The organism is Paracoccus ferrooxidans (assembly GCF_029909815.1).
GTDB lineage: Bacteria > Pseudomonadota > Alphaproteobacteria > Rhodobacterales > Rhodobacteraceae > Paracoccus > Paracoccus versutus.
The window spans coordinates 651,103-671,356 of the sequence record NZ_CP038198.1 but is presented as its reverse complement, the minus strand read 5'-3'; the positions used below and the strand labels follow the sequence as shown (position 1 = coordinate 671,356).

Sequence of the window (20,254 nt, the reverse complement as noted above, 5' to 3'; positions counted from 1 at the left end):
GATGGTCTGATGGGTAACGTGAGTGCCGCCGATCTCGACAGGGTGTCGAACTTCGAGCAGTTGGTCGAGCTTTTGCGCGATAAGCTGGAATGGCCGATCGGCGAGGATTACGGCTTTGATGATGTCGTCTTCGAATACGAGGCCAGCGAGCTTGGCCTGAAGAAGGACGAGACCGCCAGTATTCGCGAAATCCATCAGCTGCGCCCGCTGGCGACCAACCAGCCCTGGGGTATCTTCTTCATTTCGATGGAGAACAAGGCAATCCCTGTCACTGTTCTGCGCCGTATCCTCAAGGCGCTGGTGGTGAAAAAGCGCTCAGGGGCGCAAACGGCTGAGCGCCGAGCGTGGGACAAGAGCGACCTCATATTCGCGGCGAGCTTTGGGAAATCGGGCGCGCGCGAGCTGGCCTTCATCCACTTCTCAGACGGTAAGACGGCAGGGGACTTGCCGGTGATGAAGGTGCTGGGCTGGAACGCGCAGGATACGCGCCTCCACAACGAGTACGTGGCGAAGCTGCTGCGCGATAAGCTGATCTGGCCGGATGATCCCGACGACACGTCACAATGGCGCGCAACCTGGGCATCTGCGTTCGAGCTGGGCCTGAACGAGACGATCAGGACCTCCAAGGAACTGGCCACGCGCTTGGCCGAGCTTGCGTCGGACATCCGGGCCCGGGTCAACCAGCTGCTGAAGGCCGAAGACGACACTGGTCCCATGACCACGATGCAGGCGGCATTCCGCAAGAACCTAATCCATGACCTGGACGATGATGGTTTCGCCGACATGTTCGCCCAGACCATCGCCTACGGCATGCTGGCGGCGCGGATTTCGCGACCCGTGGGCATCATCGCCGACAACCTGGCCGACATGGTGCCGAAGACAAACCCCTTCCTGAAGGAGCTTTTCGGCAACTTCCTCAAGATCGGAGGGCGCGACAAGCGGACGGGTCTGGACTTCGATGAGCTGGGAATCCGGGATGTCGTCGACGTGCTCAATGCCGCGAACATGGAGGCGGTCCTGCGTGACTTCGGCGACCGGAACCCAAAGGAAGACCCGGTCATCCACTTCTATGAGCTGTTCCTGAAGGAGTACGATCCGAAGAAGCGGATGCAGCGCGGCGTCTTCTACACCCCGCGCCCCGTGGTGAACTTCATCGTCCGCGGCGTAGACGAAATCCTGCGCACCGAGTTCGATCTGCCCCTAGGGTTGGCCGACACCAGCACATGGGCCGAGGTCGCGGCGCGAAATGACCGCATCACCATCCCTGCGCATGTCAAGCCCGACGCGCCCTTCGTCCAGATCCTCGATCCGGCCACCGGCACCGGCACTTTTCTGGTCGAGGTGATCGATCTGATCCACAAGCGGATGGAACAGCACTGGAAGGGGCAGGGGAAATCGGCGGCCGAGATCAAGGCCTCCTGGAACGCCTATGTCCCCGTGCATCTGTTGCCGCGACTGACGGCCTTCGAACTGATGATGGCGCCCTATACCATCGCGCATATGAAGGTGGGGCTGAGGCTTTCCGAAACCGGCTATACGTTCGGCTCGGAAGAGCGGGCGCGCATCTTCTTGACCAATGCGCTGGAACCGGCGCGCGATCTGGATATGGAGTTCATCTTCATGTCCGAGGCGCTGGCGCATGAGGCGCAGGCTGCCAACGAAGCGAAGGCAAAGACCCCTTTCACCGTGGTGGTCGGTAACCCGCCCTACGCCGGGCATTCGAAGAACAACAACATTCCTGAGATCGTCAGCCTCGTTCACGACTACAAGAAGGACTGGCCCGAGTTGCTGAAGCCCGGCCAGGGCAAGTGGTTGCAGGACGACTATGTGAAGTTCATCCGGCTGGCCCAGTATAAGCTGGATCGCACCGGCTTTGGGGTTCTGGGCTTCATCACCAACCATTCCTTCTACGACAATCCGACCTTCAAGGGGATGCGGTCGAAATTGAAGGAAAGCTTCGGCCAAATTCGCGCTCTTGATCTGCACGGGAACGTCAAGAAGAAAGACAAAGCGCCAGATGGGTCCGCTGATGGCGGTGTTTTTGAAGGGGTCGCTCAGGGCGTTTCAATCACGCAAGCTGTCAAGCTCAATGGTTTTTCGGGCGAGCAGCAGCTATGGCGCGACGATCTATACGGCTCGGTTGAGTGGAAGCTGGACTACCTAATTGATGAAAAATCTAGAATTTCTGGTAGTTATAAGTGTCCCATACTTCCGCCTGAATGCTTCTTCTTTGCTGTTGATGCTGATTTGAAATCGGAGTGGCAAGCTTTTCAAGGACTGCCAAGCGGGTTCGGAGAAAATGGAGATCCTGCGCCGGGGATCGTGACAACTCATGATGAGTACGCAATTTCGTTCACCGAAGAGGAACAAATAGAAAAGGTGGAGTGGCTCGTCGCAACTCCAGATGAGGAAGCCGCGCGGCTGCGCTTTCAGCTTTGTACGCAAAATCAGTGGAGTTACTCCACTGCAAAGAAGATTTTGAAGTCCTGCGACTGGAAGAAGGAACTGGGCCCAGTTTCATATCGTCCCTTCGACAAGAGGTGGACGGTATTCAACTCGCATGTTGCTGTGCATCTTCGGGACCGAGTTATGCGACATATGCGAGGCCAGTCGAATGTCGGCATCATCTCCACCCGGCAAAGATCACAGTCAGGGGGTGTCTGGGCGAACGTCTTTATCGCGGATCAAGTGATAGAAAGCACATCAATATCAAACAAAACCAAGGAGATAAACTACCTCTTCCCCCTTTGGCTCAAGCCTTCCGCCGGAGAGCGTCAGCGTCGCCCCAACATTGACCGACCCTGGGCACTAAGGTTCGGCAAAGGTCTCGGCCTGACCTACGAGGACGGCATCCCTCGAGGCGAGCAGAAGAGCTTAGGCCCAGACTTCCAGCGCCCGAAATCCGAACAGCTTGGCTTGCTCGACACCCCATGGGACGGTCGTGGCGATCTGCAGAAGACCTTCGGGCCCCGCGACCTGTTTGACTATGTCTATGCCGTGCTGCACAGCCCCGGCTATCGTACCCGCTATGCCGAGTTCCTGAAGTCCGACTTCCCGCGCATCCCAACGCCCAGGGATCGCGTTACCTTCGCCGACCTCGTGATGCTGGGGCGAAAGCTTGTTTCCCTGCACCTCCTGCGCCCGGACGAAGCGCCAATCCTCGAAACGCCCGGTATCCGCTTCGCAGGAACCGGAGAAGCACGGGTCGAGAAGGGGTATCCCAAGTACGAGAACGGCAAGGTGATGATCAACGGTTCCCGCTGGTTCGAGGACGTGCCGAAAGCCACATGGGAGTTCCATGTCGGTGGCTATCAGGTGTGCGAGAAGTGGCTGAAGGATCGCGCGGGAAAGGGTGGCAAGAAGCCCAGCCTGGGCCGGGTTCTGACCGACGAAGACATCCTGCACTACCGCCGCGTCGTCGTCGCCCTGACCGAAACCAGGCGCCTGATGGCCGAGATCGACGCGGTGATCGAAAAATACGGCGGCTGGCCGGGTGCGTTCAAGGTGGCCGACTGATGGGACAAACCGCTGAAACTGACCTGCCCCTGAACTTTCATCCAGCGGCAACTGGAGCCCGGTTGCTATTTACGCCAATCGGCGCGGATTGAGCAATCGCCCGACGCGCGGAGCTTTCATCTCGCGCAGCGGGGCGGGCGATTGCGGTGGTCAGGGTGCGCGCATAGTCGACTGGGGTCTGGTAAGCCAAGGCCGAATGCGGGCGTTCGGTGTTGTAGTCGGTCACCCAAGCCGCGATTACGACGCGAGCGTGAGCCAGATTGCGGAACATGGTCTCATTGAGCAACTCGTCCCGCATCCGCCCATTGAAACTTTCCACGAAGCCATTCTGCATGGGTTTGCCCGGCGCGATGTAATGCCACTCGATCCCGTGCTCGACGCACCACTTCAGAATGGCATTCGAGGTCAGCTCTGTTCCGTTGTCGGATACGATCATACCGGGTCGACCACGCCGTTCGATCAGCGCGGTCAACTCCCGTGCCACCCTTCGGCCTGAAATCGACGTGTCGGGGATTGCCGCCAAACATTCCCGGGTCACGTCATCGACGATGTTCAGCACCCGGAATCTTCGCCCGCAATCGAACTGGTCATGGACGAAATCCAGCGACCAGCGTGCATTGGGCCGCGCCTCGACCAGGATCGGCGCCCGTGTCCCGATGGCTTTGCGCCGAGCCTTCCGTTTGCGCACCGTCAACCCTTCCTCGCGATACAAACGGTAGACCCGATTGATCCCGGAAGGCTCCCCCTCGCGTCGCAACAGGATGAAGAGTCGCCGATAGCCGAACCGACGGCGCTCATTGGCGAGCTCTCGCAGCCGCCCACGCAATTCCGTGTCGGGCGGGCGTTGTGACTGATAGCGGATCATCTTCCGATCCGCACCGGCGATGAGGCAGGCCCGTCGTTCCGACAGGCCGTGCTCAGCCTGCAGATATGCGACGGATTCGCGCTTCACGGCGGGCCCTACCACTTTTTTGAAACCAGGTCCTTCATTGCCGCCAGGTCGAGCATCTGTTCGGCCAGCAGCTTCTTCAGCTTCGCGTTCTCGTCCTCGAGCGCCTTTAGCCGCTTCGCCTCCGACACGGTCATGCCGCCGAACTTGGCCTTCCAGTTGTAAAAGGTGCCTTCCGACATGCCGTGCTTGCGGCACAGATCGGCACACTTCGCACCGGCCTCATGCTCGGCCAGGATGCTGATGATCTGCTCGTCCGTAAATCTCGTTCGCTTCATTGTCCGTCCTCAAGTTGGGCCGGACTCTAATCGCATCTGGAGGAAAAATCCCGTGGCAGGTCACCACCGCTGCGCCTCCCAGTCCAAGGGAAACGGCTCCAGCACCCGCGCCAGCGTCACCTCCGGCCCCTGCGTCCCGTCCAGGATCGCCTCAGCGATGTCGGGCGCGAGCAGCGTCAGCCGCAGGACGCGGGTCATGTAGGACGGCGCGATCCCCTCGCGCTCGGCCAGTTCGCCAATGGTGGCGAACTCACCCGACTCGAGCATCCGCTTCCAGCGGAAGGCGCGGGCCAGCGCCTTGACCAGCGTGTTGTCCGCCTTGCGGTCTGGCCGGGCGCCATCGGGCAGGTGCATTTCCTTGCGCCCGCCGCGCTTCACGACGCGGAACGGCACGTGCAGCGTCACCGTCTGGGGGATCGGCGTCGCGCGGGTCACGCCGCTTCTCCGATGCCCCCGGCCAGCATCTCGCGAGCGAGGCTGCTGAGTCCGTCGACGCGGAGCCCGACGTTGAGCCCGTCCGTGCCTATGTCGACACGCTCGACCAGCAGAGCCACGATGCGCGCCTGTTCGGCTGGAAAGAGTTCGTCCCACAGCGGGTCCAGTTTCTGCAGGGCCGCGCGGGCGTCAGATTCGGTGATGTCGTCGGCGTGGGCGCGCGCCGCCTTCCACGTCCCCGCAACGATCTCGGGCTGGCGGAAGACTGCGCGCAGCTGGTCGATCACGGCGGCCTCGACCTCGCCGGCTGGTACGCGGCCGACAGGGCATGATCCGGCGCCATGCTTCAGCACGGTCTGGCTGACGTAGTAGCGGTAGAGCTTGTCGCCCTTGCGGGTGTGGGTCGGCGAGAACGCCGCGCCGTCCGGCCCGAACAGCAGCCCCTTCAGCAGCGCGGGCGTGTCGGCGCGGGTGCGGGCAGCGCGTTTCCGAGGGCTCTCCTGCAGGATGGTGTGAACCTTGTCCCACGTCTCGCGGTCGATGATCGCGTCGTGCTCGCCCGGGTAGCTCTCGCCCTTGTGAACCGCCTCCCCGATATAGGAGCGGTTGTTCAGCATCCGATAAAGGTACTTCTTGTCGATCCGGTTGCCGCGGGGCGTCCGGATGCCGCGTGCGCTGACCTCTCGCGCCAGTGCCGTGCAGGACCCGATCTCGAGGAAGCGCGCGAAGATCCAGCGCACATGCGCGGCGGTGTCCTCGTCGACCAGCATCTTCCGGTTCTCCACCCGGTAGCCGTAGGGCGGGACGCCGCCCATCCACATGCCTTTCTTTCTGCTCGCAGCGACCTTGTCGCGGATGCGTTCGGCCGTCACTTCGCGCTCGAACTGGGCGAAGGACAGCAGGATGTTCAGCGTCAGCCGCCCCATCGATGTAGTCGTGTTGAACGACTGCGTCACCGAGACGAAGGTCACCCCGTTGCGATCGAACACTTCCACCAGCTTGGCGAAGTCGGCGAGCGAGCGGCTGAGACGGTCGATCTTGTAAACCACCACCACGTCGACCAGCCCGTCCTCGATGTCCTCCAGCAGCCGCTTCAGTCCGGGCCGTTCCAGCGTGCCGCCCGAGATGCCGCCGTCGTCATACTGATCGCGGACCAGCACCCAACCCTCGGACCGCTGGCTGGCGATGTATGCCTCGCAGGCCTCACGCTGGGCGTGGAGCGAGTTGAACTCCTGCTCCAGCCCTTCCTCGGAGGATTTCCGGGTGTAGACCGCACCGCGCAGCTTGCGGACAAGTTTCGATTTGTCGGGCGGCTTCGTCACTTCCGCCCCCTGTGGTTCTTGAGCCCGAAGAAGACCCAGCCGTTCCAGCGCGTGCCGGTGATGGCCCGTGCGATGGCGGACAGCGACTTGTACGGCCGCCCCTGCCATTCGAAGCCATCGGCGGTGACGGTGACGATGCTCGACGCCCTGCCATTCGCGCAGGAGCCGCGTACCGGTGATCGGGCGGTCGCGATGGGCGCGGATGCCGCGCTTGGATCGATCGCCGCCGTCCAGTTCTTCGCCTAGCCGCTCAAGCCGCCGGATCGTCTCGGGCTTCAGCCCGCCATAGGCGAGTTCCTGAATGCGGTAGGCCAGGCGGGATTCAAGGTAGCGGCGGTTGAACGGCGGCGGCTCGCTGTCGAACAGGTCGCGCCACTGTTGCTTCAAGTCAGGCGTCGGTGTGGTCTTGAGCGCGGCCAGGCGCGCGAGGATGGGATCGGACTTGTTCATGCATTTCTCCGGGGCGTCGGAGTTGCATGACGGCATTGGTCGGGCGGATAGTGTAGGCAACTTTCTCCAGTGTAGTCAGATTCTTCTACTGTCTCCCGCGTGCGCAGCCGACCCAGCCCGAGCGCCAGCAGCCTGCACAGTTCGGCGCGGCGCTCGGCCGGGGTCATCAGCATGGGGGACAGGGGATTGGGTCGTTTCATCAGGATCAGCCCGGTTGCTTCTCCTGAGGAAAAGCCACCCGTCCCGGAGGATCGGGACAGCGGGCACAAGATTATTTTGCCTTTTTCCTCTCTCGGGTTAGCCTTGGCAAACTCTGATCATGGAGACCTGCATGGTTCGAGCGCCTGCCAAGTCCTGCCCCGCCCTGTTCCGCCTGTTCGGCGATGCTGAGGCGTCGATGATCGCCGCGTTCCTGCAAATGCGGGTTTTCGACAAACTGACCTGGCTGGTCGATTACTACTTCGATCCGGATGAAACGGACGGGAACGTGCCGGCCGCCGCCATGCTGCGCGAGCAGCGCAAAGAGAAGCTGTCACCGCTCGAAACCGAAGCGGCCCGCATCGTCACCATGTCGTCAGATCGCGGCCAGTTCGCGCTCGACGGACTGGTTCGCTCCAAACTGACGACAGAGCAGAAGCGCGAGTTCGAGGGGCAGCGCGACGCGCTGGCGCGCAGCTTGTGGGCTTATCTCAAGGAGCCGATGTTGTTCGAGGCGGCCGAGAACACCCTGCATCTGCGGCTCTATCGCCGCTATGACCGCCACTACCAGACGTTCATGGTCGCGCCTGTGGAAGACGGCGCGGCTGATGTCGCCTCATCAGCGCTGGACACCTTGCTGGACGATCTGCGGGATAGGCTCGATCGGGGCGACGGGTATGAAGTCGACCGGTTCGCTATTCCCCAGGACGGCGATGTGCCCGCCGAGGTCATGTACCTTGTGGTTCACCCGGAAGCCCCCACCAGTGTGCGGGAACTCCACGACGACGGGCAGCGCACGACAATGTATTTCCGCCCACCAGGGGAAATCATGATCGTGCACACCCCGAGTACCGGACGCGTGCATGTCCGTGCTGGGACCCGAAAGCTTCGCCATGACGCGGCCGAGAGCTTCATCAGAACGGTCCTCGAGCAAGAGCCCTCGCAACAACCTGTCGATTTTCAGGCCTACGACATCGCGCGGTTCTTTAACGGGTTCGATCTGGGACTCCCCGAGTTCGACGACGCAAGCATCCTGCGAGCTCGCGTGATCCGCGCGGACATCAGTATCGGAAACCTCGCCAACAGGCTGTCGGTCTCGACGTCCCTGGATGAAGACATAGGCCAGCTGATCAGCGATCAGCCGGGCCTTGAGAGGATATTTCGCAATGCCCTCGCGATGCGGTTCGTGGAAATTGCTGTTCAATACCGGCGGGCGGGCGTGGACGGCGAGCGCACGCTGGACTTTACCCTGACGGATCGAAACACCACGAGCCTGCTGAGCCTGGATGATCCGTTCGAGCGCGTCCTCGGTCACCGCTTGCTCCGCCATTGGGGCATATTGCGTGATGGTCGCGCACCGACGCCCAGAGAGAGCACGGCGGTGCTGCCTGCATTGCTGGCTTTGTGGAACCTGGCATCTGACCGGATAAACGGTGCCTGGCTTCATGAGCGGGGGGTAGACGTCAAAACCCTGCTCGATCTCGGGTTCCTGGTCCCCTCAGGTTGGGAGGGTGACGACCTGATCGACGAAGAAGACGATTTCGGGGAACATGTGGCAAAGGTCGTGGAGCGTCCTGAAGGACTCGAGCTTCACTCGAGCGACGGCCAGTCATCGTCGGCCGCGCTGCCTGAGCGTTACCGTGTCTATCGGATTCGAGACGGATGGGTCGCCAGCCACCTACGCGAGCAGCTTGGCAAGGCGCTGGACATCACAGCGATGGAGAACATCCGGCCCGACCTCATCGCGCTCGGCGCACTCGAAATCGACGGGCGTGATGTGCCGCTCTATCTCGCGCGCCGACTCGAGGACGAACGGGTCCGCGCCGCCATCGACACCGAGCTTCGCGCGCGTGACAAACAGGGGATCGGGCTCGTCCTGCAGGCGGGCGACGTGGCCGGCGTCTGCCTGGCGGCAAATGTGCTCGCCAGACTCGCCGACCATATCCTGCCGGAGGGAGCCGAATTTGCTGTCGATCTGACAAGCCTGACGGCAGCATTTCGTCGGAACCGGTCGTTGGCCCAAGGTGGGGCGGCTGTCGAGTTCCACAAGTCGGGCACCGGCGCCGGGGTGCTGAGCGTACCAGGCCGAGGCACGATCGACATTGTGGGGGAAAATCGCGTCACGGTCATCGATCGACTGGTACAGGCATATCCGACGCCCATGAAGACCGAGGACATGATCGCAGGGTTCGGGGGGCAATCCCTCAGCAGCATTTTTGGCCAGCCATTGTGGGACAAGCTGAAGGCTGGCTTCATGCGCTCTCCGAAGCGCGGACAATGGGAGATCGCGGTCTGACCGCCAACTGCGCTCCAACTGCGTTCAGGGGCTCTGACTAACTGCGATTCGCTGTTTCATTTGAGTTGCTCCTTCAACGACGGAGCATTTCAAATGCCGACCCATCTCTCCCATGTTGCCGCGGTGCGCCGCACACTGGACCGTACGCCCCGCAGGTTCGGAAATGACTGGCGTTGCTGCTGCGGCGCACTGCTTGGCATCCACCGCGACGGCCTGATGCATGTGAGCTTCGCGCGCGGTCACGAATATCTGTTCAGCTATCCCGCCACGGCGACCTGCCGGCGCTGCGGGACCATGAGCCAGACGAAGGGACCGGCGCGTTAAGCCGCGCCGTTCCCCTGAATTTCCCGATCATCAGAGGCGCACGACGCCCTGAGGCCCGAGAGAGGCGCTGGACGCCCGGCCGGAAGGCTGGCGTCCCGTGTCTTTCTCCTGGTTCGCGATCCGCGAGGATCTCGCCCGTTCGTCGTCGACCCTGCAATCTCAACGCGATTATCGTGCCGTCCGGTCGGCCGAACCGTCGCTTCGGCCTTACGCCGATATCGTCGGGCTGCTCGGCGCCCTGCATCATGGGCATCTCGATTTCGATGGGCGAAACGCCATTCTCGCCGCCCTCGTGCGCAGGTCACAAGGCCGCGATCGTCCCGCGGGATTGGCCCTGCACGTCATGCTGCTTTCCCTGTGGCCGGGGCTCGATGCGATCCGCAACCGCTGCCTGCGTCGTCGTGTCGGCACTGCTGACGAGATCAGCTCCGACCTCCTGGCCCGCAGCACGGAAATCATCCGGACCCTTGATCTCGGTCGCGTCACCAATATCGCCGCCACCGTGCTGATGAACACCGAACGCGATCTGTTGCGCGCCCATCGACGCGAGATCGACCGCCAGCAATCTTGCGCGGAGGTAGAACCCGACTGGATTGCCGCGCCGCCGTCATGGGCGGAACGGGCCCGGATGCGGGCGGAATTGCGGGCTGATCTGTCGGCGGTAATCGGGTCAGATGCCGATCTGGTCCTTGGCGTCGCGGTGGACGGCTTAAATCAGATCGAGATGGCAAGCGCGCTCCGCCTGTCCGATGGGGCGGCGCGGAAACGTTATCAACGCGCCGCTGCGCGCCTGCGAGGCCATTACCGGCCTTGAGCCGCCTCGTGCCACGGATCCACCACCTCCACGCCCATGGCGGCGAAGGGCGCGGTGTCGCGGCTGGCGACGGGATAGCCCTGTGCCGCGGCAATGGCAGCAATCGCGCCATCGGCAAAACTCACGGCCTGTCCCTGCCGGCGCGCCGTTGCCATCAATACTCCGAAGGCACTGGCAGCGGCCTCGTCGAACCCCAGGACCCTGCCGGGAAAGACCTCCGTCAGCATCCGCTCGAGCCGCGCGTCAAGATCGTCCCGACGCCGCCCAGCGTCCAGGCATGCAATGCCGAACCGCAACTCGGCCAGGCTGATGGTGGTCAGGTGCAGGGTGGTCAACTCTTGCCGGTTGAGCCAGTCGATCACCCGCGGCTCTGGCGCCGGCTTCATCGTCTCCGAGACGACATTGGTGTCGAGGATGATCATTCGAAACCGGCCGGCTCCGCGGGCGTCCGGTCGCGTTCGACCGAAAGGTCGTCCGTCTCGGCGCCGGACCAGATACTGCGCATCAGATCACCCGCGCGCGGGCGCGACTGCGGCAGCACCGCGCGGGCAATGATCTCGCGCAACTCAGCCTCGGCGCTGCGACCATGCGCGGCGGCCTGCGCCTTCAGCGCACGATGCACCTCTTCCGGGATCTGACGCACAACGATCTGGGCCATTGGTCCGCCTCCTTCGATATCACTTCGCTAGATAGATATCACAAATAATCCCGTCTTCAATGTCCCGATCGACGTTCGCGGTTGGCTTTTGAACAGGTGAAGCCCTTGTTCACGAGCCAGACCGATGACCCTGCCGCCAATACCACCGCCTGACCTGCTCAAGCGCCTTCCCGGCTATTACCGTCGTTGGGAGCTGACCGAACTGGTGATGCCGGACCGGTATTACTTCTTCGAGGCGGCCGGCCAGCATGGGGACGGCGAAGACTTGTTCGCGGTCTATATCCAGCCCGCCGATCTGGCACGGGGCGAAGGGCGGCTGCAATGAGCGGCCTCCGGGTTGATCACGCGCAGATCGCGCTGTTCCTCGATGTGGTCTTTTCCTGGTGCGAAGGCCTGATCCCGCTGCGCGGTCTGCCCGAGAAGGCGGTCGTGCCGCCACCGCCCCATGATCTGCGCTGGCTGCCAGCCGATGCGCACGCGCCGGCGATCATCACCGCCTGCGCCGGCACAGCCGCCCCGCTCGGCCGCGCCATCTATGTCATCCCCGGAACCGTTGCCCGACAGGGTGAAGCCCGGGCCGAGCATGTGCTGCAGATGCAGGCAGTGATCGTCGATCTCGATGAGGGCGACATTGCGGCCAAACGCGCGCATCTGGTTCGTCACCTTGGTCCGGCGACGCTGACCGTGGCGAGCGGCGGGATGACCGGGGACGGCCAGCCCAAGCTGCATCTGTGGTGGAAGCTGACGGAGCCGGTCGAGGGGGAGGATATTACCAGGCTGTGCCGGTTACGCGCTGCGCTTGCACGGAAAGTCGGGGGAGACGACAGTTTCGGCTCGGCGCATCAGCCGGTCCGTGTGCCGGGCACCGTCCATGGCAAGTACGGACTGAAGTCACAGGTCCGGATCATCGATCATCAGGCGATCGAGGTGGATCTGGCCGAACTCGACACCCGCGCAGCCGCGATGCCGGCTTTGGCGGAGATGCCGTCGCCTGACGCCCCGCGGGCCGCAAACGTCACGGACAAGCCGTCGGTCGACGCCGTGCTGACCACGCCGGTGCGCGAAGGCGCGGTGGACGACTGGACCCGGTTCCAGGGGGCCAGTGCCGCGATCGGTCATTACCTGCGCCAGGCCCATGAGGGCCGAATGTCGCTGGACGAGGCCTGGGACGCGATCTGCGGCTATAATGAAGCGATGCTGCGGCCAGCATGGCCTGAGGCGCGGCTGAAGGCCGAAGCTCGTCGCTTGTGGATGCGACATCTCGAACGCAATGGTCCGCCGGTGCCGACGCGGGAGACCCCGCCGCCCGCGCCACTGGACTGGTTCAGCCTCGGTACGCTGCTCGACGACACCAGTCCGCTGCCCGATGATCTCATCGCCCCACGGGTGCTGACGCCGGGCGGCCTGCTGGTGCTCGGTGGCGCGCCCAAGGTCGGCAAGAGCGACTTCCTGATCTCCTGGCTTGTCCACATGGCCGCAGGGGTGCCGTTCCTCTGCTTCGCACCGCCACGGCCGCTGCGCATCTTCTACCTGCAGGCGGAGTTGCAATACCACTATCTGCGGGAACGCATCCGCCAGATCGCATTGCCGCCCGAGGTGATTGCCGCGGCCCGCGAAGGGTTCGTGGCCACGCCGCGCCTGAAGCTGCTGCTCGATCACCAGGGGGTCGAGCGCGTCACCGACGCGATCCGTGCCGCCTTTCCCGACGCGCCGCCCGACATCATCTGCATCGATCCGATCCGGAACCTCTTCGACGGCGGTCCCGAGAGCCGCGGCGAAAATGACAACAGCGCGATGATGTTCTTCCTCAAGGAACGCGTCGAGGCGCTGCAGGCCGCGATCAATCCCGATGCCGGGATCATCCTCGTCCATCACACCAGGAAACTCGCCCGTCAGCAGGTCAAGGACGATCCGTTCCAGGCGCTGTCGGGTGCCAGCGCGCTGCGGGGCTTCTACACCAGCGGTCTGATCCTGCACCGCCCGGACGAGGAGGCCAGCACGCGCCGCATCGAGATCGAGCTGCGCAACGGTCCGGCGCTGGCCCCGATGCTCGTCGACAAGATCGGCGGCCAATGGGTCGAGATCAACCCCATGAACGAGCGCCTGGTGCGCAAGGAGGTCGGGGCCCGTCTCGACGCCGAGCGCGACCGCAAGGCCGAGGTGATCCTTGACCTGCTCTACGAGGAGGCTGCGGAAGGCCGGCTCTACACCTCGACGCAGTTCGCCTCGACCTTCGAGAACCGCGCGGGGCTCGGCAGCCAGCACACCATCCAGGACCGGCTCAACGTCCTCGCGACCAAGGGCTTCATCAAGTACCAGCGCAACGGCGCCCTTTATGGACTGCCACTGGTCCGGTCACGCTTCGGCTACATGTGCGTCGAAGGCATGCGCTTCGGCCGCGCGGAGCATGTCGATCCCGAGACCGGCGAGGTGACTGCCTGCGGGATCCCCGTGTTCCCGAGCCACTATCGCTGCGCCTCCTCGGGTGCTGCACTCGAGGTGGAGAACCCTTCCGTCTGGGTCTGGCCGGAGGTGGCCGATGTCTGACAAATCCCTTGTCCGACATAAGTCGAGAATGTCTGACTTCCGCACCTGTCTGACTGATTGCTTGATTATCAATGGCTTACATAAGTCGAAGTCAGACATGTCCGACTTCCTTGTCCGACTTATGCAGAGCAGGAAAGGCAAGCAATATCAATGTCATGAGCCACTGAATAAGTCGAACAATGATCCCCCCCATACTACGTATGGGACCGCCCGCCGTCAGGCGGGGCGGCCCATACGCTGCGTCCGTGCCCGCGGTCCGCCGTCCGCCCTCGTCTCTGCCTCATCCGATCACAGCGGCCCGAACGACAGGAGATGACAATGGCCCGAATTAAACTGACAACGATGCGCTACGCGCCCCCCGGCTACGGTGGCACGCGGCGCAGCCCCGATGAGGTCAAGCGCGACGGCTGGCAGGAAATGGGCCTGCTGGCGGTCAGCGTGAATGATCCGCGGCTGACCTGGCCCGAGCGCGAAATGGTCGCGCAACTGGGTCGCAAGCTCTACGGCCCCCGCGCCGGCGAGGGAGGGCGTGGCCATGGCTGATCGGGACTGGACCGCGGACGATGTTGCCGACCACTTCGCCGAGGCGTTCCGCACGCTGCGCAAGCTGCCGCCGGTGAAGGCGCAGGGCTACTTCAACACCTGGCCCGACATCGTGCGGACCAGCCGCGAGATTGCAGCGATGGAGCCGCAGCCGATGCGGGTCTGGCCCTCGGCCGCCGCGATCACGCGGCTCGAGCAGACCTTCGACTGGGTGCTCTGGATCGAGCAGCCCGAGCGCAAGCTGGTCTGGTCGCGCGCGGCCCGGGTGCCGTGGAAGCAGATCAGCGGGGAACTCGGCTGCGACCGCACCACCGCATGGCGGCGCTGGCAGCTGGCGCTGACCAAGATCGCCGCGCGTCTGAATGCGCAGTGACTCCAATGTGTTGCAACACTTTTTCCTTCGACATCTGCAACATGCCGGTGCTATAAACAGGATATGATCGGGAGAAGAGCGCCTCGGAGCGCCACCGGTCGTTTCCTCCCCGTTTCATCCGACTTGCGAGGGCATCCCATGCCTGTGCGCCCGCCCATCCATCGCCCGGTGGGGACGCGTGACAAGCGTGAGGCCGATCGCGACGCCGACCACAAACGCGACCCCGCCATTCGGGCGCTCTACAAATCCGCTCGGTGGCAGCGTGCCCGGCGCATGTTCCTCGCCCGCCACCCGCTCTGCGCGGAATGCCAGCGACAGGGGTTGGTGAGCGCGGCCAATACCGTCGATCACATCATCCCCCATCGCGGCGATACGGATCGGTTCTGGGACCCGGACGGTTGGCAGCCGCTCTGTGCCAGCTGTCACAGTCGCAAGACCGCGAGCGAGGATGGCGGCTTCGGCAACGCCCGCCGTCAACCATAAACCACCGCCCCCCCGGGGGGAGGGTAAATCTCTGGGGCCTTCCAGCCCCGGACCGCGCGCCAAGCTTTCTGCATCCGTGGCCAAAATGGCGAGGGGGGGGTGCAGCCCATATCCTGAAGGAAATCGCCCGTGTCTGATCGTCAGCTTGCCGTTGAATACCGCCCGCTCGACAGCCTGGTGCCCTACGCGCGGAATGCCCGTACTCACTCCGAGGCGCAGGTGGCCGAGATCGCGGGCTCGATCCGGGAGTTCGGCTTCACCAACCCGGTGCTGATCGCCGAGGACGGCACGCTCATCGCCGGTCATGGCCGGGTACTGGCGGCGCGGCTGCTGGGCATGAAGACGCTCCCCGCCATTACCCTGACCGGCTTGTCGGAGACGCAGCGGCGGGCACTGGTACTGGCCGACAACCGCATTGCCCTGAACGCCGGCTGGGACGAAAGCCTACTGGCGCTGGAACTGAGCGATCTGAAGGACGCGGGTGTCGATCTCGGGATCATGGGCTTTGAGGACGGCGAACTCGACCGGCTGCTGACGGGCGCCGAGGAAGAGGACAATGGCTCGGCGCCGCCCGTGGTCATCCCCGAGCCGCCGCGCAACCCGGTCTCGCGCACCGGCGATCTCTGGATCCTCGGCGATCACCGGCTGCTCTGCGGTGACGCGACGTCCCACGACGACGTCCGCCGGCTGATGAACGGCGAGCGGGCGGTGCTGTTCGCGACCGACCCGCCGTATCTGGTCGACTACGACGGCAGCAACCACCCGACCCGGAACAAGGACTGGTCGCAGTCCTATGGCGTGACCTGGGACGACAGCAGCCAGGGCGCCGAGCTCTACGACGGATTTATCGGCGCCGCCGTGGCCGAGGCGATCACCGAGGATGCCGCGTGGTACTGCTGGCACGCCTCGCGCAGGCAGGCGATGCTCGAGGCATGTTGGGAGAAGGCCGGCGCCTTCGTTCACCAGCAGATCATCTGGGTGAAGGACCGCGGTGTTCTCACCCGGTCGCATTACCTCTGGAAGCACGAGCCCTGCCTCATGGGCTGGCGCCGCCCGAACCGCCCGCCGAAAGTGGCGGACGAGACACTGCCCTCGACCTGGGAGATGCCCAGCTTCGCCAGGGACGACCGGCCCGATCACCCGACCCCAAAGCCGCTCGACGCCTTCGGCATTCCGATGCGCCAGCATGTGGCCCGCGGCGGGCTCTGCTACGAGCCGTTCTCGGGCTCCGGTTCGCAGATCATGGCGGGCGAGGCCAACGGCCGCCGCGTCTTCGCGATGGAGATCAGCGCAGCCTATGTCGATGTCGCCTTGGAGCGCTGGCAGGCCGAGACCGGCACGGATGCGATCCTCGACGGCGACGGCCGGACCTTCGCCGAGGTGAGGGTCGAGCGGCTGGGCGACGTCGACGAGAGCCAGGAGGACGCGGCATGAGCCAAAGCTGCACCATGTCATTTGTGGAGTCGATCGCCAACGTGACCGTCGGCTATGGCGTCGCCGTCGTGACGCAGGTCCTGATCTTCCCGTACTTCGGATGGCACCCCACGATCGGGCAGAATCTGAGAATCGGTGCGGTGTTCACCATGGTGAGCCTCGCGCGATCCTTCGCGCTGCGGCGGCTGTTCGAGAGGTGGCGGTGAATCTGGCCATGGTCGCTCCGGAGAGATGCTGTTACGTCACGCATCATCCTGAATCGGGCTACTCGAAGAATGAACCACCACGAAGAGATCCGTCACAAGCTGGCGAAGCTCGAAGCGCTCTTTGCGCGCGGGGCGACGGCGGGAGAACGGGCAGCTGCCGGCGCGGCGCTTGAGCGCATGCAGGCCAGGCTGGACGCGATCGGACGCAAGGCCGAGCCGGACGTCGAACTGCAGTACATCCTTCCCGACGCCTGGGCGGTACGGATCTTTGTGGCGCTGTGTCGCAAGCACGGCGTGACGCCGTATCGCTACCCTCGCCAGCGGCGGACCACGGTCATGGTCCGGACGAACAAGGCGGACTTCGAGCGAACGATCGCGACCGAGTTTCGGATGCTTCATCGGGAACTGACGAGCTATTTCGACGAGATGGTGGACCATTTGATCGCCGGCGCCATGAAATCCGATGGCAACACGGAAACGCTTGAGCAACGCCAGCTCGGTCCATAGTCAGAACGAAACAGCCGGGGGCTGTGCTTCAGTCGGCGGCTTTACTTCTCCCGTTGGAGGGGCGTGCAGTCAAATCCTAGCAATTCTGTAGACCCGTCCGCGGGAAAGCAGCGCGCCCACCCCGGTCGCGGCGCCGCCGGGGAGCGGCAGGACGTTGCGGTCCTCGCGCTGTGCGGCGGCGCTGAGGATCAGGGATTGGGTGTCGGAAAGCTTGGTCATCGTCGTCTCCCGTATCGGGGCGCGCGGGATGCGGGCCCTTCTACGAGGTCGAGCCCGCCAGTCGGCGGGCAAGCGGGGTTCGACCGCCGACGACGCTAGTTTGCGTGCTCGCCCTCGCCGAAGGCGATGTCGGTGATGCGCTTCAGCGGGCTGGCATAGTGCTCGAGCGTGCCGACATGCCCCCAGGCGATCTCCTCGGGGTGGGCGCAGAAGTGGTCGTCGCTCAGCTCCTGCAGCCGGGCGAGCATCTCGTCGATCTCGGCCTTCTGCGCGACGAAGGCCGCAAGAGCATCCTGCCGGATCGGCGGGCGGGGGTTGGTGATCGGGTCCGGGCGGGTCATCGGATGGCTCCCTGGAGTGCATCGGCGTTCCGCCACCATCGCTCCGCGGCGCCCCGGAGTGCAGGCAAACCGGAGCAGCATCATTGCTTTATGTGGAGGCGCAGCAGAAAGGATCAGGATCATGGCGGGTCGCAAGCCACTGCCGACGCAGCTCAAACTGGTCAAGGGCACGGCCCGGTCGCACCGGCTGAACCCGGATGAGCCGCAGCCGGTGGTCGCGACCCCGGACCCGCCCGAGCATCTCGACGAAGCGGCTGCCGCGAAGTTCACCGAGATGGCCGCGCTGCTGGCGCGGCATGGGGTGATGACCGAACTCGATGTCGGCGCGCTGGCCCGTTACGTGGTGATCTGGCGCCGCTGGCTCGAGGCGGAGGCCGAGGTCAAGCGCCGCGGCCCGGTGGTGAAGACCGTGGGCGGGAATATCATCCAGAACCCGTTCCTGGCGGTGGCCAATAAATGCCTCGCGCAGATGGGCCAGATCGAGAGTGAGTTCGGGATGACGCCATCCAGCCGCACCCGGGTGCGCATGGCAGAGCCGTCCAAGACCCGCGACCCGTTCGAGGATTATCTGAACCGTGGCAGCAGCGCGTAAATCTGGTACCGCTCGGAAGGCACCGGCGTGCCCGGTCACCGCCTATGCAAAGGCGGTCACCGGCGGCAAGATCACCGCCGGCCGGCTGGTGAAGCTGGCCTGCGCACGGCATCTGGAGGACCTGAAGACCGGCAAGACCCGCAGTCTCTCCTGGGACCGCGCCGCCGCGCTGCACGCGATCGAGTTTTTCAGCCATCTGCGGCACTCGACCGGGGAATGGGCCGGCCAGCCCTTTGTGCTGCAGCCATGGCAGCAATTCGTGGTCGGATCCGTCTTTGGCTGGAAACGCGCTGATGGGCTCAGGAGGTTCCGCACTGCCTATGTCGAGGTGGCGCGCAAGAATGGCAAATCCGCGCTGCTCGCAGGCATCGCGCTCTACGCGCTGATCGCCGATGGTGAGGCCGGCGCGCATGTCTATGCCGCGGCGACCACCCGCGATCAGGCGCGCATCGTGTTCGGCGAGGCCGAGCGTATGGTGGCGGCGAGTCCTGCATTGTCAGCGCGGGTGACGCGCACCGTGAACAACCTCGCGGTGCTGCCCACCGCGTCGTGGTTCCGGCCGCTCTCGGCCGATGCCAGCAAGATGGACGGGCTCAACGTGCATCTGGCCGCCGTGGACGAGGTGCATGAACATCCGGGGCCGGAGATCATCCAGAAGCTCAACACCGCCACCGGTGCCCGGCGCCAGCCGCTGATCGTCGAGATCACCACCGCCGGCCATGACCGCCATTCGGTCTGTCGCCAGCATCACGAGTTCTCGGTCAAGGCGCTGGAAGGGTCTGTGCCGCATGAGACGGCCGATAGCTGGTTTGCCTATATCGCCACCATCGACGAGGGCGATGATTGGACTGATCCTGCGGTCTGGGTGAAGGCCAATCCGAGTCTTGGCGTGACGGTGAAGCGCGATGATCTGAAGCGCCAGATCGACGAGGCCCGCGAGATGCCGGCGCAGCAGAACGCCATCCGGCGGCTGCGGCTGAATGAATGGACCGAACAGGTCACCCGCTGGCTCGACATGGGCGTCTGGGCCGAGGGCGGGCCGGGTGACGGGGCTGATTGGCGAGACATCCGCGCCGGGCTGGATGATCTGGAGCAGAAGCTGCTGGGCCGCGAATGCTATGGAGGGCTCGATCTCGCCCGGGTCAACGACCTCTCGGCCTTCATGCTGCTGTTCCCACCGACGGGGGACCCCGCGCTCGGCGACCTCGCAGACAAATGGATCGTGCTGCCCCGCTTCTGGGTGCCTGAGGAGGACATCCTGCGCCGCGCCCGGCGCGACCGGGTGCCCTATGCCACATGGCGCGACCAGGGGTTTTTGACTGCCACGCCCGGCAATGCCACCGACTTCGCCTTCATCGAGGCGGAGATCATCGCACTCGCGGGGCGCTACGATCTGCGCGAGCTCTCTTACGACCGCACCTTCGCCGGAGAGATCGTCCAGCATCTGCAGGATGAGGGGCTGAACCTCGTGCAATTTGGGCAGGGCTTTTTGAGCATGGCGGCACCGACCGCGGAACTGGAGCGCCTCTCGGTGTCGCGGCTCTTGTGGCATGGCGGCCATCCGGTGCTGCACTGGAATGCCTCGAATGTCGCCGTGCGCCATGATCCGGCCGGCAATATCAAGCCGGACAAGGAACGCTCCTCGGAGCGCATCGACGGCATTGTCGCGATCTGCAACGCCCTCGGCCGGGCGCTCCTGCGCGACGTCAATGCCGGCCGCTCGGTCTATGACAGCCGCAGCATCCTGGTGCTGTAGGCTACCCGTCTTA

General features: G+C 64.1%; 20 protein-coding genes and 1 pseudogene. 13 read left to right on the top strand and 8 right to left on the bottom strand.

Annotated elements, in window-relative coordinates; all coding sequences use genetic code 11:
* The first annotated feature begins 9 nt into the window (after window positions 1–9).
* On the top strand, window positions 10–3,516 hold the full coding sequence (locus E3U26_RS03360) for a type ISP restriction/modification enzyme (RefSeq protein WP_499105450.1): 3,507 nt from the start codon (window positions 10–12) through the stop codon (window positions 3,514–3,516).
* Between the two features lie 37 nt (window positions 3,517–3,553).
* Here the strand turns inward: E3U26_RS03360 and E3U26_RS03355 are convergent.
* From E3U26_RS03355 to E3U26_RS03340, 4 genes and pseudogenes are all read right to left on the bottom strand, one after another.
* Window positions 3,554–4,743, bottom strand: a protein-coding gene (locus tag E3U26_RS03355) for an IS3 family transposase (RefSeq protein ID WP_499105449.1) whose coding sequence is annotated in 2 segments (ribosomal slippage) — window positions 3,554–4,491 and window positions 4,491–4,743 — 1,191 coding nt in all. Because the reading frame shifts where the segments join, the coding sequence is not laid out codon by codon here.
* Between the two features lie 60 nt (window positions 4,744–4,803).
* Window positions 4,804–5,178 (bottom strand): hypothetical protein, encoded by a 375-nt coding sequence (locus tag E3U26_RS03350; RefSeq protein ID WP_499105448.1) that lies wholly within the window; start codon window positions 5,176–5,178, stop codon window positions 4,804–4,806.
* On the bottom strand, window positions 5,175–6,500 hold the full coding sequence (locus tag E3U26_RS03345) for a recombinase family protein (protein ID WP_499105447.1): 1,326 nt from the start codon (window positions 6,498–6,500) through the stop codon (window positions 5,175–5,177). Before E3U26_RS03345 ends, E3U26_RS03350 begins: the two co-directional genes overlap by 4 nt.
* Window positions 6,497–6,950, bottom strand: a pseudogene (locus E3U26_RS03340) (DUF2924 domain-containing protein). The gene E3U26_RS03345 and the pseudogene E3U26_RS03340 overlap by 4 nt, the downstream one beginning before the upstream one ends.
* A gap of 331 nt (window positions 6,951–7,281) precedes the next feature.
* On the opposite strand from E3U26_RS03340, the gene E3U26_RS03335 reads away from it, so the two are divergent.
* Together E3U26_RS03335 and E3U26_RS03330 are read left to right on the top strand one after the other, a co-directional pair.
* On the top strand, window positions 7,282–9,444 hold the full coding sequence (locus tag E3U26_RS03335; RefSeq protein WP_418024613.1) for a hypothetical protein: 2,163 nt from the start codon (window positions 7,282–7,284) through the stop codon (window positions 9,442–9,444).
* 421 nt (window positions 9,445–9,865) lie between these two features.
* Window positions 9,866–10,582, top strand: coding sequence for an RNA polymerase sigma factor (locus E3U26_RS03330; RefSeq protein ID WP_062563252.1), 717 nt, complete (start codon window positions 9,866–9,868; stop codon window positions 10,580–10,582).
* Here the strand turns inward: E3U26_RS03330 and E3U26_RS03325 are convergent.
* Both E3U26_RS03325 and E3U26_RS03320 read right to left on the bottom strand, forming a co-directional pair.
* On the bottom strand, window positions 10,570–11,004 hold the full coding sequence (locus tag E3U26_RS03325) for a type II toxin-antitoxin system VapC family toxin (RefSeq protein WP_499105446.1): 435 nt from the start codon (window positions 11,002–11,004) through the stop codon (window positions 10,570–10,572). The two genes, E3U26_RS03330 and E3U26_RS03325, sit on opposite strands and share 13 nt — an antisense overlap.
* Window positions 11,001–11,240 (bottom strand): FitA-like ribbon-helix-helix domain-containing protein, encoded by a 240-nt coding sequence (locus E3U26_RS03320; protein ID WP_018000085.1) that lies wholly within the window; start codon window positions 11,238–11,240, stop codon window positions 11,001–11,003. The genes E3U26_RS03325 and E3U26_RS03320 overlap by 4 nt, the downstream gene beginning before the upstream one ends.
* Window positions 11,241–11,364: 124 nt before the next feature.
* On the opposite strand from E3U26_RS03320, the gene E3U26_RS03315 reads away from it, so the two are divergent.
* The 8 genes from E3U26_RS03315 to E3U26_RS03280 all read left to right on the top strand — a co-directional run bounded on the left by E3U26_RS03315 (window position 11,365) and on the right by E3U26_RS03280 (window position 17,333).
* Window positions 11,365–11,565 carry a hypothetical protein gene (locus tag E3U26_RS03315; protein ID WP_285048386.1) on the top strand — a complete coding sequence of 67 codons (201 nt, stop codon included), beginning with the start codon at window positions 11,365–11,367 and terminating at the stop codon, window positions 11,563–11,565.
* Window positions 11,562–13,787, top strand: a complete 2,226-nt coding sequence (locus E3U26_RS03310; RefSeq protein WP_499105445.1) for an AAA family ATPase — start codon at window positions 11,562–11,564, stop codon at window positions 13,785–13,787. The genes E3U26_RS03315 and E3U26_RS03310 overlap by 4 nt, the downstream gene beginning before the upstream one ends.
* A gap of 318 nt (window positions 13,788–14,105) precedes the next feature.
* Window positions 14,106–14,330, top strand: coding sequence for a hypothetical protein (locus E3U26_RS03305; protein WP_499105444.1), 225 nt, complete (start codon window positions 14,106–14,108; stop codon window positions 14,328–14,330).
* A complete protein-coding gene (locus E3U26_RS03300) occupies window positions 14,323–14,703 on the top strand; it encodes a DUF6362 family protein (protein WP_101750951.1) in 381 nt (126 codons plus the stop codon). The genes E3U26_RS03305 and E3U26_RS03300 overlap by 8 nt, the downstream gene beginning before the upstream one ends.
* A gap of 138 nt (window positions 14,704–14,841) precedes the next feature.
* A complete protein-coding gene (locus tag E3U26_RS03295) occupies window positions 14,842–15,186 on the top strand; it encodes an HNH endonuclease (protein WP_499105443.1) in 345 nt (114 codons plus the stop codon).
* Window positions 15,187–15,315: 129 nt separating this feature from the next.
* The gene (locus E3U26_RS03290) at window positions 15,316–16,620 is read left to right on the top strand and encodes a site-specific DNA-methyltransferase (protein WP_499105442.1); all 1,305 of its coding nucleotides are present in this window, start codon (window positions 15,316–15,318) and stop codon (window positions 16,618–16,620) included.
* Window positions 16,617–16,826 (top strand): DUF7220 family protein, encoded by a 210-nt coding sequence (locus E3U26_RS03285; protein ID WP_499105441.1) that lies wholly within the window; start codon window positions 16,617–16,619, stop codon window positions 16,824–16,826. Before E3U26_RS03290 ends, E3U26_RS03285 begins: the two co-directional genes overlap by 4 nt.
* Before the next feature lie 69 nt (window positions 16,827–16,895).
* Window positions 16,896–17,333 carry a hypothetical protein gene (locus E3U26_RS03280; protein WP_499105440.1) on the top strand — a complete coding sequence of 146 codons (438 nt, stop codon included), beginning with the start codon at window positions 16,896–16,898 and terminating at the stop codon, window positions 17,331–17,333.
* 69 nt (window positions 17,334–17,402) lie between these two features.
* Here the strand turns inward: E3U26_RS03280 and E3U26_RS03275 are convergent, their stop codons facing one another.
* The gene (locus E3U26_RS03275) at window positions 17,403–17,552 is read right to left on the bottom strand and encodes a hypothetical protein (RefSeq protein WP_499105439.1); all 150 of its coding nucleotides are present in this window, start codon (window positions 17,550–17,552) and stop codon (window positions 17,403–17,405) included.
* A 95-nt stretch (window positions 17,553–17,647) separates the two neighbouring features.
* Window positions 17,648–17,893 (bottom strand): hypothetical protein, encoded by a 246-nt coding sequence (locus E3U26_RS03270; protein ID WP_499105437.1) that lies wholly within the window; start codon window positions 17,891–17,893, stop codon window positions 17,648–17,650.
* A gap of 121 nt (window positions 17,894–18,014) precedes the next feature.
* Here E3U26_RS03270 and E3U26_RS03265 point away from each other — a divergent pair, with 121 nt between their 5' ends.
* Complete coding sequence (locus tag E3U26_RS03265) at window positions 18,015–18,485, top strand: phage terminase small subunit P27 family (protein WP_285048372.1); 471 nt, start codon at window positions 18,015–18,017, stop codon at window positions 18,483–18,485.
* Entirely contained in the window at window positions 18,469–20,241 is a 1,773-nt protein-coding gene (locus E3U26_RS03260; RefSeq protein ID WP_499105436.1) for a terminase large subunit, read from the top strand. Before E3U26_RS03265 ends, E3U26_RS03260 begins: the two co-directional genes overlap by 17 nt.
* Window positions 20,242–20,254: the final 13 nt, after the last annotated feature.

Coding starts and splice junctions, on each gene's coding strand:
- E3U26_RS03360 (WP_499105450.1), top strand. CDS start 10: ATGGGTAACGTGAGTGCCGCCGATCTCGACAGGGTGTCGAACTTCGAG.
- E3U26_RS03335 (WP_418024613.1), top strand. CDS start 7,282: ATGGTTCGAGCGCCTGCCAAGTCCTGCCCCGCCCTGTTCCGCCTGTTC.
- E3U26_RS03325 (WP_499105446.1), bottom strand. CDS start 11,004: ATGATCATCCTCGACACCAATGTCGTCTCGGAGACGATGAAGCCGGCG.
- E3U26_RS03320 (WP_018000085.1), bottom strand. CDS start 11,240: ATGGCCCAGATCGTTGTGCGTCAGATCCCGGAAGAGGTGCATCGTGCG.
- E3U26_RS03315 (WP_285048386.1), top strand. CDS start 11,365: ATGACCCTGCCGCCAATACCACCGCCTGACCTGCTCAAGCGCCTTCCC.
- E3U26_RS03310 (WP_499105445.1), top strand. CDS start 11,562: ATGAGCGGCCTCCGGGTTGATCACGCGCAGATCGCGCTGTTCCTCGAT.
- E3U26_RS03305 (WP_499105444.1), top strand. CDS start 14,106: ATGGCCCGAATTAAACTGACAACGATGCGCTACGCGCCCCCCGGCTAC.
- E3U26_RS03300 (WP_101750951.1), top strand. CDS start 14,323: ATGGCTGATCGGGACTGGACCGCGGACGATGTTGCCGACCACTTCGCC.
- E3U26_RS03295 (WP_499105443.1), top strand. CDS start 14,842: ATGCCTGTGCGCCCGCCCATCCATCGCCCGGTGGGGACGCGTGACAAG.
- E3U26_RS03285 (WP_499105441.1), top strand. CDS start 16,617: ATGAGCCAAAGCTGCACCATGTCATTTGTGGAGTCGATCGCCAACGTG.
- E3U26_RS03280 (WP_499105440.1), top strand. CDS start 16,896: ATGAACCACCACGAAGAGATCCGTCACAAGCTGGCGAAGCTCGAAGCG.
- E3U26_RS03275 (WP_499105439.1), bottom strand. CDS start 17,552: ATGACCAAGCTTTCCGACACCCAATCCCTGATCCTCAGCGCCGCCGCA.
- E3U26_RS03270 (WP_499105437.1), bottom strand. CDS start 17,893: ATGACCCGCCCGGACCCGATCACCAACCCCCGCCCGCCGATCCGGCAG.
- E3U26_RS03265 (WP_285048372.1), top strand. CDS start 18,015: ATGGCGGGTCGCAAGCCACTGCCGACGCAGCTCAAACTGGTCAAGGGC.